The organism is Jiangella rhizosphaerae (genome assembly GCF_003579925.1).
GTDB classification, from domain to species: Bacteria; Actinomycetota; Actinomycetes; order Jiangellales; family Jiangellaceae; genus Jiangella; species Jiangella rhizosphaerae.
Window position 1 is genome coordinate 1 of record NZ_QUAL01000155.1, and the last position, 14,053, is coordinate 14,053.

General features: G+C 72.0%; 10 protein-coding genes and 1 pseudogene. 4 read left to right on the plus strand and 7 right to left on the minus strand.

Going from position 1 to position 14,053, the window contains the following annotated elements:
- Positions 1 to 168: 168 nt before the first annotated feature.
- The 6 genes from DY240_RS16265 to DY240_RS16290 form a co-directional block, all read right to left on the minus strand.
- Complete coding sequence (locus DY240_RS16265; RefSeq protein ID WP_119660898.1) at positions 169 to 948, minus strand: ABC transporter ATP-binding protein; 780 nt, start codon at positions 946 to 948, stop codon at positions 169 to 171.
- Positions 945 to 1,928 carry an ABC transporter ATP-binding protein gene (locus DY240_RS16270; protein WP_119660899.1) on the minus strand — a complete coding sequence of 328 codons (984 nt, stop codon included), beginning with the start codon at positions 1,926 to 1,928 and terminating at the stop codon, positions 945 to 947. Before DY240_RS16270 ends, DY240_RS16265 begins: the two co-directional genes overlap by 4 nt.
- The gene (locus tag DY240_RS16275) at positions 1,918 to 2,907 is read right to left on the minus strand and encodes a branched-chain amino acid ABC transporter permease (RefSeq protein ID WP_119660900.1); all 990 of its coding nucleotides are present in this window, start codon (positions 2,905 to 2,907) and stop codon (positions 1,918 to 1,920) included. Before DY240_RS16275 ends, DY240_RS16270 begins: the two co-directional genes overlap by 11 nt.
- Before the next feature lie 19 nt (positions 2,908 to 2,926).
- Complete coding sequence (locus tag DY240_RS16280) at positions 2,927 to 4,294, minus strand: branched-chain amino acid ABC transporter permease (protein WP_199701607.1); 1,368 nt, start codon at positions 4,292 to 4,294, stop codon at positions 2,927 to 2,929.
- A gap of 179 nt (positions 4,295 to 4,473) precedes the next feature.
- On the minus strand, positions 4,474 to 5,223 hold the full coding sequence (locus DY240_RS16285) for a DUF554 domain-containing protein (RefSeq protein WP_119660901.1): 750 nt from the start codon (positions 5,221 to 5,223) through the stop codon (positions 4,474 to 4,476).
- 8 nt (positions 5,224 to 5,231) lie between these two features.
- Complete coding sequence (locus DY240_RS16290; RefSeq protein WP_119660902.1) at positions 5,232 to 5,729, minus strand: PaaI family thioesterase; 498 nt, start codon at positions 5,727 to 5,729, stop codon at positions 5,232 to 5,234.
- A 719-nt stretch (positions 5,730 to 6,448) separates the two neighbouring features.
- Here DY240_RS16290 and polA point away from each other — a divergent pair.
- Both polA and DY240_RS16300 read left to right on the plus strand, forming a co-directional pair.
- A complete protein-coding gene (polA, locus tag DY240_RS16295) occupies positions 6,449 to 9,139 on the plus strand; it encodes a DNA polymerase I (protein WP_119660903.1) in 2,691 nt (896 codons plus the stop codon).
- 153 nt (positions 9,140 to 9,292) lie between these two features.
- Complete coding sequence (locus DY240_RS16300; protein WP_147375358.1) at positions 9,293 to 10,747, plus strand: lytic transglycosylase domain-containing protein; 1,455 nt, start codon at positions 9,293 to 9,295, stop codon at positions 10,745 to 10,747.
- A 125-nt stretch (positions 10,748 to 10,872) separates the two neighbouring features.
- Here the strand turns inward: DY240_RS16300 and DY240_RS16305 are convergent, their stop codons facing one another.
- Entirely contained in the window at positions 10,873 to 12,123 is a 1,251-nt protein-coding gene (locus DY240_RS16305) for a lipopolysaccharide biosynthesis protein (protein WP_119660905.1), read from the minus strand.
- 187 nt (positions 12,124 to 12,310) lie between these two features.
- On the opposite strand from DY240_RS16305, the gene DY240_RS16310 reads away from it, so the two are divergent.
- Positions 12,311 to 12,928: a hypothetical protein gene (locus tag DY240_RS16310; RefSeq protein WP_147375359.1), complete on the plus strand. Its 618-nt coding sequence runs from the start codon at positions 12,311 to 12,313 to the stop codon at positions 12,926 to 12,928.
- Positions 12,925 to 14,053, plus strand: a pseudogene (locus tag DY240_RS16315) (hypothetical protein); the annotation flags it as partial. The gene DY240_RS16310 and the pseudogene DY240_RS16315, both read left to right, overlap by 4 nt.

Below are 14,053 nucleotides of genomic sequence, written 5' to 3' on the forward strand. Positions count from 1 at the left end.
CAAGCGGTCATCGTCGCGCGAAGCGCCAATAGTCCGCTTGACGCGCACGTTCGCGGCAAGAGAATGGGGCAGCAGGGGGACGGGGAACCCCGCCGAACGTCACGACTCCGACGACAACGGCACGTCGGCCCCCGAGAGCGGGGACCGGCGGCCGAACGAGGCGAACCGTCAGGCGCGGGCCAGCGACCCGAGGTAGAGCTCGATGACCTTGGGGTCGTTGATGAGCTCGCGGCCGGTGCCGGTGTAGGCGTTGCGGCCCTGGTCGAGCACGTAGCCGCGGTGACAGATCTGCAGGCAGCGCCGGGCGTTCTGCTCGACGATGACGACGGACACGCCGGCCTTGTTGATCTCGCGGGTGCGGATGAACACCTCGTCCTGGAGGACGGGGGAGAGGCCGGCGGACGGCTCGTCGAGGAGGATGACGCTGGGGTCGGCCATGAGGGCCCGGCCCATGGCGACCATCTGCCGCTCACCGCCGGACAGCGAGCCGGCCCGCTGCTTGCGGCGGTCGCCGAGGGCGGGGAAGAGGTCGGTGACGAACGCGAACCGCTCGGCGAACCGCTTCGGGGCCTGGTAGAGGCCCATCTCGAGGTTCTCTTCGACGGTCAGGCCGGGGAAGACGTTGTTCGTCTGCGGCACGAAGCTGACGCCGCGCGACACCAGCTGGTTGGCCGGCAGGTTGGTGATGTCCTCGCCCTTGAGCTGCACCGAGCCCTCGCGCACCCGGACCAGCCCGAACAGCGCCTTGAGCAGCGTCGACTTGCCGGCGCCGTTGGGGCCGATGATGCCGACGATCTCGCCCTGCTTGCAGTAGAGGTCGCAGCCGTTGAGGATGTTGACGCCCTCGACGTACCAGGCGACGACCTCGTCGGCGCGCAGGACGGCGCCCTCGGCGCCGGCCAGGTGGGCCGAGCGGTCGGCCGCGGTGGTGCTCTCGCTCTGGCTCATCGTCCGTCCTTCGTCTCGCCGGTGCGCTCGACCGCCACGGTCTCGGCGGGCTCCTGGCCCAGTTCGGCGGCGACCTCCTCGGCCAGCGTGCCGGTCTCGAGCTGCTCCTCGAGCTCGGCCAGCGACTGGTCGTGGTGGGCGCCGAGGTAGGCGTCGACGACGCGCGGGTCGGACATGACGGTCTCGGGCGGGCCCTCGGCGAGGATCTTGCCCTGGCCCATGACGACCACCCAGTCGGCGATGTCGCGGACCATGTCCATGTCGTGCTCGACGAACAGCACCGTCATGCCCTGCTCGCGCAGGTTGGAGACGTGCTCGAGCAGCGACTGCGTGAGCGCGGGGTTGACCCCGGCCATGGGCTCGTCGAGCATGACGAGCTCGGGCTCGACCATGAGCGCCCGGGCCATCTCGAGCAGCTTGCGCTGGCCGCCGGAGAGCGAGCCGGCGAAGTCGTCGCGCTTGGTGTCGAGCTTGAACCGGGCCAGCAGCTCCTCGGCGCGCTGGGTGATGGCGTCCTCCTGGCTGCGCCAGGTGAACGGCAGCATGGCCCGCCAGAAGCTCTCGCCCTTCTGCTGGGTGGCGCCGAGCCGCATGTTCTCGATGACCGTCAGCTTCGACAGCGCCTTGGTCAGCTGGAACGTGCGCACCATGCCGGCCCGGGCCACCTTGAACGGCGGCGTGCCGTGCAGCGACCTGCCGTTGAACGTCCACGAGCCGGAGTTGGGCCGGTCGAATCCGGTGAGCAGGTTGAAGAACGTCGTCTTCCCGGCGCCGTTGGGGCCGATGAGTGCGGTGATGGACCCGCGCTGCACCTCGACGTGGTCGACGTCGACGGCGAGCAGGCCGCCGAAGTGCCGCTTGACGTCGTCGGCGACGAGGATCGGGTCGGGCTTCTTGGCTCCCGGCTCGCGCGGCACGTCGGCGAGGGCGGTCACCGCCGCCTCGCGCTTGGCCGTCAGGGACAGGTTGTCATCGGGCATCGAGCGCGATCTCCCTCCGGTCGCCGAGGATGCCTTGCGGGCGGAACACGAGCAGGAGCACCAGGACGATGCCGGTCAACATGAATCGTACGGCGCCGGTGTCGTTCGCATCCATGAGCCAGCTCGGGATGTACTCCTGCTGAATGGCTCCGCGCAGCGCGAGGTCGATGAACTGGAAGGCGAACCAGACGATCGCCGCGCCCAGCACCGGGCCGAACACCGTCGCCGCGCCACCGAGGATGAGGATCGCGTAGGCGAAGAAGGTGAAGTTGGTGGCGTACACGTCCGGCTGCATGGCGCCCTGGAACAGGGAGTAGACCATGCCGGCCAGCGCACCGATGACGCCGCCGAGGACCAGCGACTGCATCTTGTAGGCGTAGACGTTCTTGCCGAGGCTGCGCACGGCGTCCTCGTCCTCGCGGATGCCCTTGAGCACGCGGCCCCACGGGCTGCGCATGAGCAGCCAGACGACCAGCGTGCAGACGGCGACCAGCACCCAGCCGACGACCAGCACCCAGAGCACCCGCTCGCGGAACTGGAACGGGCCGAACTCGAACGGCTCGGTGAACGGGTTGAGGTCGTAGAACGCGTTGCTGAAGCCGGTGATGCCGTCGGAGCCGCCGAACACGTCGCGGCCCCACGCCGACCGGCCGACCAGGCGGACGATCTCGGACGCGGCGATCGTGACGATGGCCAGGTAGTCGGCCCGCAGGCGCAGCGTCGGGATGCCCAGCAGCAGCGCCAGCACGATCGCGCCGACGATGCCGACCACCAGGCCGAGCCAGAACGACATGTCGTACGTGGTGACGATGACGGCGATGCCGTAGCCGCCGACGGCGGCGAACGCCGCCTGGCCGAAGTTGAGCAGGCCCGTGTAGCCGAACTGCACGTTGATGCCGATGGCGGCGAGGGCGAACACGATCGCCTGGACGCCGATCAGCTCGCGCAGCGACAGCTCGAGGATGTTTCCCCAGTCCATGGTCGTTGCTCCTTCCGCCTCAGCCGACCCGCTCGCGGCGGCCGAGGATGCCCTGCGGCCGGACCAGGAGGATCAGGATGAGCACGACCAGCACACCGGCCGTCTTGAGTTCCGATGGGACCACGTACGCCGAGACCTCGATGAAGATGCCGACGACCAGCGCGCCGACCATGGCGCCCCAGGCGGTGCCGAGCCCGCCGAGCACCGTCGCGGCGAACACCAGCAGCAGGATCCGCATGCCCATGAGGTAGTCGACGCCCTGGATCATGCCGAAGAAGATGCCGGAGAGGCCGGCCAGTGCCGTGCCGACGGTCCAGACGACGGTGATGACGCGGTCGACGTTGATGCCGGACGCCGCGGCCAGGGCCGGGTTGTCCGCGACGGCGCGCGTCGCCTTGCCCATGCGGGTCCGCGTGAGCGCCAGGGCCACGGCCGCCAGCAGCACCGCGCAGATGCCCATGATGATGAGGTCGCGCGGCGTGATGCTCAGCGGCCCGATCTCGACGGGGTCCTGGTAGGTGTACTGGTCGTAAGTCTCGCGGCCGCCGCCGATGATGAACTGCGTCAGATAGCGCAGGAACAGCGACACGCCGATCGAGATGATCATCAGCGCGATCAGCCCGGTGGGTTTCTTGCGCAGCGGCCTCCAGAACCCGCGGTCCTGGCCCCATCCGAACACCGCGCTGAGCAGCGTGGCCACCAGCGCGGCGAGCAGGATCGGCATGCCGGCCTGGTTGAGCAGCAGCGCCGCGACCGCGCCGAACACGATGAGCTCGCCGTGGGCGAAGTTCGTGAGACCGGTGGTGCCGAAGACCAGCGACAGGCCCAGGCCGGCCAGGCCGAGGATGAGCCCGAACCGGACGCCGCTGACGAACAGCTGCAGCAGCTGGTTGTTGCCGGCCGTGACGGTGACGTCCTCGACGGTGCCGCCCTCGGGCGCGCCGGACTCCGTGCCGCCCTCGCCCTCGCCGCCCTGGGGCGGCGCGGTCTGCGATGGTGACGGCTGGTCGCTGCCGCCGCCGCCCTCGGGCGCGCCGACGCGGAACAGCACGACCTTGCGCTGCTGCGGGTTGACCGTGGTCTCGATGGTGTCGCGGGCGACCCCGGGCGCCGTCGACGGCAGCGTCGCCGCGTCGAGCACCACGGTGTAGTCGCCCGGACCGGGGACCGGCACCTCCCAGGTGCCGTCCGCCGCGGTCTGCGCGGTCCCGACCTCCTCGCCGTCGGCGGTGGAGACCGTGATGGTGACGCCCGCGACCGGTGCGTCCTGGTACTCGAGCGTGCCGTGGATGGTCTCGCCGCTGCCCTGGGCCGCCGCGGGGGCGGCGAGGAACAGGGCGGCCAGGACAGCGAGCAGCGCTCCCAGACATCTGGCCAGCTTCTGCACGTGTGATGTACCTCCCGCTCCCAGGACCGGCCGCACGTGTGGCAGGCACACGTCAGATCGGTCGTCCGATCGTCAGACGTTCGTGCCGGAGCATAACTCGCTTCTGGGGCGTCTCCGTTGCCACAGGGGTCCCGAGTCCGGACCGATACCACATGGTGACGTTCACGCATTCCTGCACGTCAGGACCGAATCGCGGCGACAATACTGACAAGTAGCGGCGCGACGATCAGCGCTGGCAGCAGATCGCCCACCGGCAGCGGCTTCATCCGCAGCAGCCGCAGCGCCACGCCGACGAGCAGCAGGCCGCCGGTCGCGGTGATCGCCGCCACGTAGGCGTCGCCGAGCAGGCTCCCGGCGACCACGCCGACCAGCGTCAGCAGTCCCTGGACGACGGCGACGGCCAGCGCCGATGCCATGACGCCCCAGCCGAACGACGCGGCGAACGCCACCGCCGCGAACCCGTCCATCGTCGCCTTGAGCGCCAGCTGGTCGTAGCCCAGCCCCATGCCGTCGGACAGCGAGCCCAGAATGGTCAGCGGGCCGACGCAGAACAGCAGCGACGTGCTGACGAAGCCCTCGACGAACCGCCTGCGGGAGTCGCCGTCGCCGTCGCGCGACAGCCGCCGCTGCAGGCCGGACCCCACGTCCTCCAGCCGGGCCTCGATGCGCAGCAGCGAGCCGGCGATGCCGCCGATCAGCAGCGCGCCCAGCACGATCAGCACGGTCGCGGAGTCGCCGACCTCGGCGGCGAACCCGGCGTCGAGGACGGCGGCCGCGGAGATCGCCGCGATGAGCAGCGTGACCAGCCCGAGCGCGTCGGTGACGACGTCGCGGGTGCGCTGCGGCAGCCGGTGACCGACGAGCAGGCCGGCGGCGGAGCCGGCGACCACGGCGACGACGTTGAGAACGGTGCCGAATCCGGGGAACATCGACGGCGTCAGCCCGCCGTGGGCGCAGGGGCGGTGCCTGGGAACGCGCCGTCGGCGGCCCCGCCGGGGACCGGGCGCAGGAAGCAGGTCAGCCGGGCGGTGCACACGCGCCGGCCGTCGTCGCCGGTGATCGCGATCTCGTACGTCGCCGCGCTGCCGCCGCGGTGCAGCGGCGTGGCGACCGCCGTGACGTGGCCGGACCGGACGCCGCGGTGGTGGGTGGCGTTGAGGTCGACGCCGACGGCGATGCGGTCCGGGTAACCGTGCAGCATGGCCGCGACGGAGCCGACGCTCTCGGCGAGCACGCACGACGCGCCACCGTGCAGCAGACCGTACGGCTGGGTGTTGCCCTCGACGGGCATGCGCGCCACCACCCGCTCCGGCCGCACCTCGACGTACTCGATGCCCATGCGTTCGTCGAGCGGCGCCCTCGGCAGCTGCTTCAGGATGGTGGCCTGGTCGTCGTAGTCGACGGCGGGCGCGCCGCCGTCCGCCCGTTCGGTCATGGCCGGACGATATCGCGCGGCCGTCAGACGCCGGTCCGCGGCGGGACGTGCGCCCGTGTGATCGGCCGCGTTGGGCCGTGGTCTCGTTGACCCGTCCCCCTGCTGCCCGATTGTCTTGGCCGCGGGCGCGCGCCTCAAGTCCGCGCGCGTTGTGGTCGGGCTCCGCTGTGGTTGGGGCGCTTGGACTTGACCCGCGCGCCCGCGGCAAAGAACGGGCAGCTATCAGGGGGGACGGGGGGAGTGTGGCGACGGCTGCCGGGGCGTCTGGCCGGCTTCTGTGTGGCGTTGGTGTTGTTGGGCGTCCGCCTGGTGAGATTTCGCCGTGATTCGGTGGCCATCACGAGGATTACCCCAGCGTCAACACCCCTACAGTCATGGTGACGCTCACGAAATCCTCGTGATGTAGGCGATCGCCGATGATCATCGCCGTCTACAACCCGGCAAACGGGGCGAAACGGGCACGTCAACGCCGAGTCGTGCCCGCTCTGCCCCCGTCCCCCTGATAGCTGCCCGTTCTTGGCCGCGCAGCCGCGGGTCAAGCGGATCCTCGCCGGCGCGAAGCGCCCCATTGGTCCGCTTGAGGCGCGGATGCGCGGCGAAGAGAATGGGCAGCAGGGGGACGGCCAACGTGGTGACCCGGCCAACGTTCAGCCGGCCGGTTCCGCACGACCCTCGGCAGACCCTGCGCCAATGTCGGACCCGGCTACTAGGGTTGCCGCGTGGTCGCTGCAACCGATACTCCCCGCCTCCTGCTCCTCGACGGTCACTCGCTGGCCTATCGGGCGTTCTACGCGTTGAAGGACGCCAACCTCGTCACGACGACAGGCCAGCACACCGAGGGCGTGTACGGCTTCACGTCCATGCTCATCAACGTGCTGCGCGACGAGGCGCCCACGCACGTGGCGGTGGCCTTCGACGTGTCGCGCAAGACGTTCCGTAGCGAGGCCTTCCCGGAGTACAAGGCCAACCGCACCAAGTCGCCCGAGGAGTTCAGCGGCCAGCTCGACCTCGTCAAGGAGGTGCTGACGGCGCTGCGCATCCCGTACCTCGAGAAGGAGGGGTACGAGGCCGACGACCTCATCGCCACGCTGGCCACCATGGCCGAGAAGGACGGCGTCGACGTCTCCATCTGCACCGGCGACCGCGACTCCTTCCAGCTGGTCAGCGACCGCGTGACGGTGCTCTACCCACGCCGCGGCGTCTCCGACCTGTCGCGCATGACGCCCGAGTCGGTGCTGGAGAAGTACGGCCTCACGCCGGCGCAGTACCCCGACTTCGCGGCACTGCGCGGCGACCCGTCCGACAACCTCCCGAACATCCCCGGCGTGGGCGAGAAGACCGCGGTCAAGTGGGTGGTCGAGTTCGGCGACCTCGACGGGCTCGTCGAGCGGGTCGACGAGGTCAAGGGCAAGGCCGGCGACGCGTTGCGGGCCCACCTCGGCCAGGTGCTCACCAACCGCCAGCTCACCGAGCTCGTCCGCGACGTGCCGCTCGACGTCCGCCTCGACGACCTCGTCCGGCAGACGTGGGACCGCGAGGCCGTCCACCAGCTCTTCGACACGCTGCAGTTCCGGGTGCTGCGCGACCGCCTCTACGAATACCTCGAGCCCGACACCGCGCCCGAGGCCGAGGAGGGCTTCGACATCGACGCGGTGCACCTGCGCCCCGGCGAGGTGGCCGGCTGGCTGGCCGAGCACCTCGGCGAGGGCCGGGCCGGGGTGTCCGTCCGCGGCCACTGGGCCCGCGGCACCGGCGAGGTCACCGAGCTCGCGGTCGCGACGTCCGACGGCGCCGGCGCCTGGTTCGAGCCGTCCGATCTGACGCCCGAGGACGACGCCGCCGTCGCCGCCTGGCTGGCCGACGCCGCGCGCGGCAAGGTCATGCACGACGCCAAGGGCCCCATGCACGCCTTGGCCGCGCGCGGCTGGCCGCTGAACGGGCTGGCCGCCGACACCGAGCTGACGGCGTTCCTCGCCCTGCCCGGCCAGCGCTCCTACAACCTCGCCGACCTCGTGCTGCGCTTCCTCAGCCGCGAACTGCGCGCCGAGGACAACGGCGGCGCCGTCCAGCTCTCCCTCGACGGCGGCGACGAAGAGCAGCTGGGCGCCGACGAGACCGTCCGCGCACGCGCCGTGCTCGACCTCGCCGAGGCGCTCGAGGCCGAGCTCGACAAGAAGGGCGGCCACACCCTGCTCGAGCAGGTCGAGCTGCCGCTGGTCGGGGTGCTCGCCGGCATGGAGCGGGCCGGCATCGCCGTCGACCTCGACCACCTGCACGCCCTGGAGTCCGAGTTCGCAGGCAACGTCGCCCAGGCCGCCGACGACGCCTACGACGCCATCGGCCGCCGCGACGTCAACCTCGGGTCCCCGAAGCAGCTGCAGGCCATCCTCTTCGACGACCTCGGCATGCCGAAGACGAAGCGCACCAAGACCGGCTACACCACCGACGCCGAGTCGCTGGCCGAGCTGTACGCCAAGACCGAGCACCCGTTCCTCGCCGCGCTGCTGCGGCACCGCGACGCGTCCAAGCTGCGGGTCACCGTCGAGGGCCTCATCAACTCCGTCTCCGACGACGGCCGCATCCACACCACGTTCGTGCAGACCATCGCGGCCACCGGGCGGCTGTCGTCCACCGACCCCAACCTGCAGAACATCCCCATCCGCACCGACGAGGGCCGGCGCATCCGCGAGGCGTTCGTCGTCGGCGACGGCTGCGAGGCGCTGCTCAGCGCCGACTACAGCCAGATCGAGATGCGCATCATGGCGCACTTGTCCGACGACCAGGCGCTGATCGACGCGTTCGCGTCGGGCATGGACTTCCACTCCGTCACCGCGTCGCGGGTGTTCGACGTGCCGGCCGACGAGGTCAGCCCGGCGCAGCGGGCGAAGATCAAGGCGATGAACTACGGCCTCGCCTACGGGCTGTCGTCGTACGGGCTGTCCCGGCAGCTCAACATCGCGGTGGCCGAGGCGCAGGGCCTCATGGACGAGTACTTCGAGACCTTCGGCGGCGTCCGCGACTATCTCAGCGAGGTGGTCGAGCGCGCCCGCATGGTCGGCTGGACCGAGACCATGCTGGGCCGCCGCCGCTACCTGCCGGACCTCACCAGCGACAACCGGCAGCGCCGCGAGATGGCCGAGCGCATGGCGCTCAACGCGCCCATCCAGGGGTCCGCGGCCGACATCGTCAAGGTGGCCATGCTCCGCGTCGACCAGGCGCTGGCCGCTGAGAAGCTGCGCTCGCGCATGCTGCTGCAGGTGCACGACGAACTCGTGCTCGAGGTGGCCGAGGGCGAGCGCCAGCAGGTGGAAGAGCTGGTCCGGCGCGAGATGGGTGCGGCCTACCCGCTGCGGGTGCCGCTCGACGTCTCGGTCGGAATCGGGCGTACGTGGCACGAGGCGGGCCACTGACGTCCCTCGGTGCCCTGTCCGTGTAAACCACACGTTGGTCAGCTGTTTGCATTGTGGGGTAGACCGAACGGACGATCACATGCGAGGCTCGTGGGGACGTCGTGAGAACGGGAGTCCGCATTGCGACCTGTGTTCCGAGCAGCTGGGGCCGTCGTGGCGACATCCGGGGTCCTCTGCCTAGGTGGCGCTGCAGGACTCCCGGGCCCGGCTGAGCTCGTCGCGTCCTCCGAGTACCCCGGAGGCAGCGAGCCCGACGACATCTTCCACGGCCGCGGCGACGCGATCGTCTCCAGCGATCCGACTGACGGTCAGGCCTCGGTCACGGTGGTCGCCGACAATGCAGCCGCCGTCGCGGCCGGATTCATCGTCGGCTCCACCCCGTCGCCGGGCGTCGTCACCCAGACGCTGGCCAGCGGCCTCGGGATTCCCGGTCTGGTGCTCGAGGCGTACCAGAGCGCCGCGGCGCAGCTGACGCTCGAGAACCCCGGCTGCGGCATGCGCTGGGAGATCCTCGCCGGCATCGGCAAGATCGAGTCCGGGCACGCCAACGGCGGCCAGGTCGCGGCCAACGGCGACGTCCAGCCGCGCATCGTCGGCCCCGCCCTGAACGGCAACGGCTTCGCCTCCATCAGCGACAGCGACGGCGGCCGCTGGGACGGCGACACCACCTGGGACCGCGCGGTCGGCCCGATGCAGTTCATCCCCGGCACCTGGAAGACCTTCGGCGCCGACGGCAACGGCGACAGCGTCGTCGACCCCCACAACGTCTTCGACGCCACCCTCGCCGCCGCGCAGTACCTGTGCGCGGGCGGCGGCAACCTCGCCACCGAGGCCGGCCTGCGGGCGGCGCTGTTCCGCTACAACCCGTCGACGACGTACGTCGACAACGTCATGGCGTGGATCCGCGCCTACGACAACGGCAGCGGCTACATCACCGAGACCCCTGGCCCCGGCCCGGCCGGTCCGCCGCTGCCCCCGCCGTCCAGCGACGCGCCGAACCCGTCCGGCTCGCCGAGCCCCACGCCCACTCCGACGCCGCCGGGCACCACCCCGCCGGACCCGGAGCCGACCACGCCGCCGAACACCCCGCCTCCGAGCACTCCGCCCACGAGTGAGCCGACGACGCCGCCGACGTTCACGCCGCCGCCGACGGAACAGCCGACCGAGACCCCGACGGAGACGCCGACCCGGCCGCCGACCACGCCGCCGCCCACGGACGACCCGACGACGCCGCCCACGGACGATCCGACGACGCCGCCGACCGACGATCCGACGACGCCGCCCACGGAGGAGCCGACCGAGGAGCCTACGGAGGAACCGACCGAGGAACCCACCGAGGAGCCGACCGAGCCGCCGGCCGAGGATCCCGACGGCGAGTGCCCGACGGACACCACCGTGCTCGACCCGGCGTCGGGGGAGTCGACCGACCCCGACTGCCAGACGCCGACGGACGACCCGTCCACCGAGCCGCCGACCATCACGAGCTCGCCGACGCCCACCGAGGACTCCTCGCCGTCGCCGACCGATGCCGAGACGCCGAACACGGCCTCGCCGACGCCGCGTGTGACCAGCGGCCGCCGGCGCTGGTTCGGGCGCACCGGCCGCTGACCCCGCGCCGCCGCCCCAGCCAGGCCCGCGCCGCCCCCAACCCTCGCCCCGCGCCCGAGTTGATCTTGGAGTAGTTCGGCGATCGTGGGGCGAAATGTCCGATAGATGGCCGAAGAACTCCAAGATCAACTGTGGTGGGCGGGGGTGGGTGGGTCGTCGCCGGCGGCCGTGGCGGGGGAGGGGGCTGAACGGGCGCCGAGGCGTTCGCGGGCCAGCCCCCACAGCACGATCAGCCCGGCGGCGGCCAGCCCCGGCACCAGAACGCCGGCCAGCGTCGACGCCCAGAGCTCGACGGCGAGCACGTACCCGGCCAGCACCACCCACAGCACGCCGGTGGTCCAGCGGTCGCGTTGCGCCAGGTGGGCGTACACCAGCAGGTGCGCCAGCGCGTACAGCGCGCCGAGCCCCGCGAACCCGGGCACCCAGGGCACGACGTCGCCGTAGGACGGGCCGGCCACGACGTCGACGGCGGGGCCGGCGACCAGCCAGCACAGGACCGTCAGGGCCGCTCCGCACGCGGCCACCGCGGCCACCCCGAGCGTGACGGCCGACCGCCGGCGGGCGGGGTCGGCCAGCGCGGGGAAGGCGAGCATCGGCACGAACTGCGGCAGCCAGAAGGCGATCTTGGTGAAGATCGAGCCGGCGGCGTAGAGCCCGCTGATGTGGGTGGGCAGCACGTGCCGGGCGAGGATCACGTCGATGTTGGTGAGCACCACGAAGCCGAGCAGCATCGCGCCCGACGACAGCGTCGCCCGGACGGCGAACCCGCCGCGCAGCGAGCGCAGCGACGACGGCCGCGCGACCAGCCAGGCGACGACGCCCGCGGCGGCGAAGCCCAGGGCGATGCCGATGAGCGCGCTGGTCGCGGTCGGGTCCAGCGCCATGCCGACCAGCCCGCCGCCGACGCGCAGTGCCGCCTGGATCGTCACCAGCGCCGCCAGCAGCCCGAACCGCTCGCGGCCCTGGATGATGCCGAGCGACGGCGCCGTCGCCGCGAGCGCCGCGATCGCCACCGCCGCGGCCATCGCCGGCGCCGGCGACGGCAGTTGCAGCACCGACTCGGCGAGCGGGCTCAACGCCGTCAGCCCGACGCCGATGGCGACGGCCAGGACCAGCCCGGACCTCACCGCGGGTGCGACCGGCCGGCCGGTGGCCGCCGCGCGCGCCGTCGTCGCCTGGATCGCCAGGGCCGCGACGTTGCCGACGATGATGAGCGCGAGCAGCGCGCTGAACGCGCCGAACTCGTGGGGTCCGAGCCGCCGCGCGCCGGCCACCGTCAGCGCATATCCGAGCAGGTTGGCGACGCTGGTACCGAGCGCGAGCAGCCCCGCGGAGCTGCGACCGGCACCGAGCAGGCGTCTGGCGAGCTGCGGCACGCGCCCTATCGTGCCAGCCCTCCGCCGCCTCCGCTGCCGGTCCCGGTTGCTCCTGTCCGAGCCGCTTGCGCCGTTTGTCCTTGCATGACCAGTTTCTTGCCGGAAGTACTGGCGCTTCTTGTTACTGACTGGTAAGAAGTCTCCTCATCGATGACGGCGGCCGCGGACGTCCGCCGGAGAGGAAGCGATGAGGGGCTATTTCCTGCCAGGACTGTTCCTGGCCGTGGCGACCGGCGTGCTGGTCTGGGGCGGCGAGTGGCTGGGCCTGGAACTGCAACACGTCGCCCTGCTCGGAGCCGCCTTGGGCGGCGCGACCGGTGTGGTCCCGGACCGGGCACCGTGGGAGCGGGCGGCCGGTCTGCTGTCCGGCGCGGTGCTGGCCTGGATCGGCTACGCGCTGCGGGCCGCCTGGCTGCCGGACACCTCGGGCGGCCGCGGCGTCGCCGCGATGCTCGTCGTGCTGGCCTGCCTGCTCATCGCGTTCCTGACCTCCGGCCGGCTGCCGCTGTGGTCGTTCCTCATCGGGGCGGCCGCGGTGGTCGGCGCGTACGAGGTCGCCTACACCGCCGCTCCGCCGGAGTTCGTCGAGACCTCGCCGACGGCGCTGACGACGGTGCTGCTGGCGGCGGCGTTCGGCTTCCTCGCCACCGTGTTCCTCGGCAACACCATCGAGGACGAGCGGGCCCGCGAGCGCGGCCGGTACGCCTCCGACGACGACTCCGACGCGGCCCGGTCCGACGCCGATCCCGGGGAGCAGGGCGACGACGCCGCGCGCGGCCCGTTCTGGGAAGGGGCGCTGCGATGAGCCGCCGGATCGCCGCGGCGGCCGCCGGCACCGTCACCGCCGTCACCGCCGTCCTCGTGTTCGCGCCGGCCGCGGCCGCCGAGGTCGACGTCACCAACACCGAGACCGTGCAGGTCTACCTGAACCCCGACGGCGGCGTCGACCGCGCCCGCGTCTACGACCAGCTCGACCTCACCGGCACGGGCAGCGTCGACCTGCGCAACCCCGTCACGACCGACGGCCTGCGCAACCTCGACGGCTTCGGCGACACCGACACCGAGGACGGAGAGGCGGTGCTCCGGACCGACGTCGACGGCGAGCAGCGCCGGCGCACCGTGTCCGACTTCGAGGGCGACCTGCCGCTGTCGGTGTCGGTGGAGTACCGGCTCGACGGCGAGGTCGTCGACGCCGAGGACGTCGTGGGGGAGTCCGGTGAGCTGGAGGTCCGCTACCGGGTCGTCAACGAGACCGGCGAGACGCGCGAGATCGAGTACGACGACGGCACCGGCACCATGGTGACGGCTGATGAGACGGTGTACGTCCCGATGGTCGGGACGATGACCACCACGCTGCCGCCGTCGTTCACCGACGTCAGCTCGGGCGAGGCGAACATGGGCGGCGACGGCCGCGGCGGCACCCGGCTCACGTACGCGCTGACGCTGTTCCCGCCGATCGGCTCGGCCGAGCAGGAGTTCGGCTACACCGCCGTCATCGAGGACGGCGTCATCCCGGAGGCCACGCTGTCCGCGCTGCCGGTGTCGCCGCTGGACAGCCCGACGTACGCGACGGGCGTCGCCGGGTACGAGGGCGGCATCGAGTCCGGCATCGAGCTCACCGAGGGTGCCCAGACCATCGACGAGAACCTGCTGCGGCTGCGTGACGGCGCGGCGGACCTGCTCGGCGGGCTGATCCAGCTGCGCGACGGCGCCCAGCAGCTGAGCACGGGGCTGTCCGACCAGGCCGCACCGGGCGCCCGCGAGCTGGCCGACGGCCTCGGCGGGCAGCTGGCGCCGGGGGCGCGGGAGCTGCGGGCCGGCGCCCAGGAGTTCTACCAGGGCGTCAACGGCGAGCTCGCGCCGGGCGCGCAGCGGCTGGCCGACGGCGCCGGCGTCCTGGCCGACGGGCTGTCGTCCCGGCTGGTGCCGG

Coding starts and splice junctions, on each gene's coding strand:
- DY240_RS16275 (WP_119660900.1), bottom strand. CDS start 2,907: ATGGACTGGGGAAACATCCTCGAGCTGTCGCTGCGCGAGCTGATCGGC.
- DY240_RS16270 (WP_119660899.1), bottom strand. CDS start 1,928: ATGCCCGATGACAACCTGTCCCTGACGGCCAAGCGCGAGGCGGCGGTG.
- DY240_RS16265 (WP_119660898.1), bottom strand. CDS start 948: ATGAGCCAGAGCGAGAGCACCACCGCGGCCGACCGCTCGGCCCACCTG.
- DY240_RS16290 (WP_119660902.1), bottom strand. CDS start 5,729: ATGACCGAACGGGCGGACGGCGGCGCGCCCGCCGTCGACTACGACGAC.
- DY240_RS16285 (WP_119660901.1), bottom strand. CDS start 5,223: ATGTTCCCCGGATTCGGCACCGTTCTCAACGTCGTCGCCGTGGTCGCC.
- DY240_RS16310 (WP_147375359.1), top strand. CDS start 12,311: ATGAGGGGCTATTTCCTGCCAGGACTGTTCCTGGCCGTGGCGACCGGC.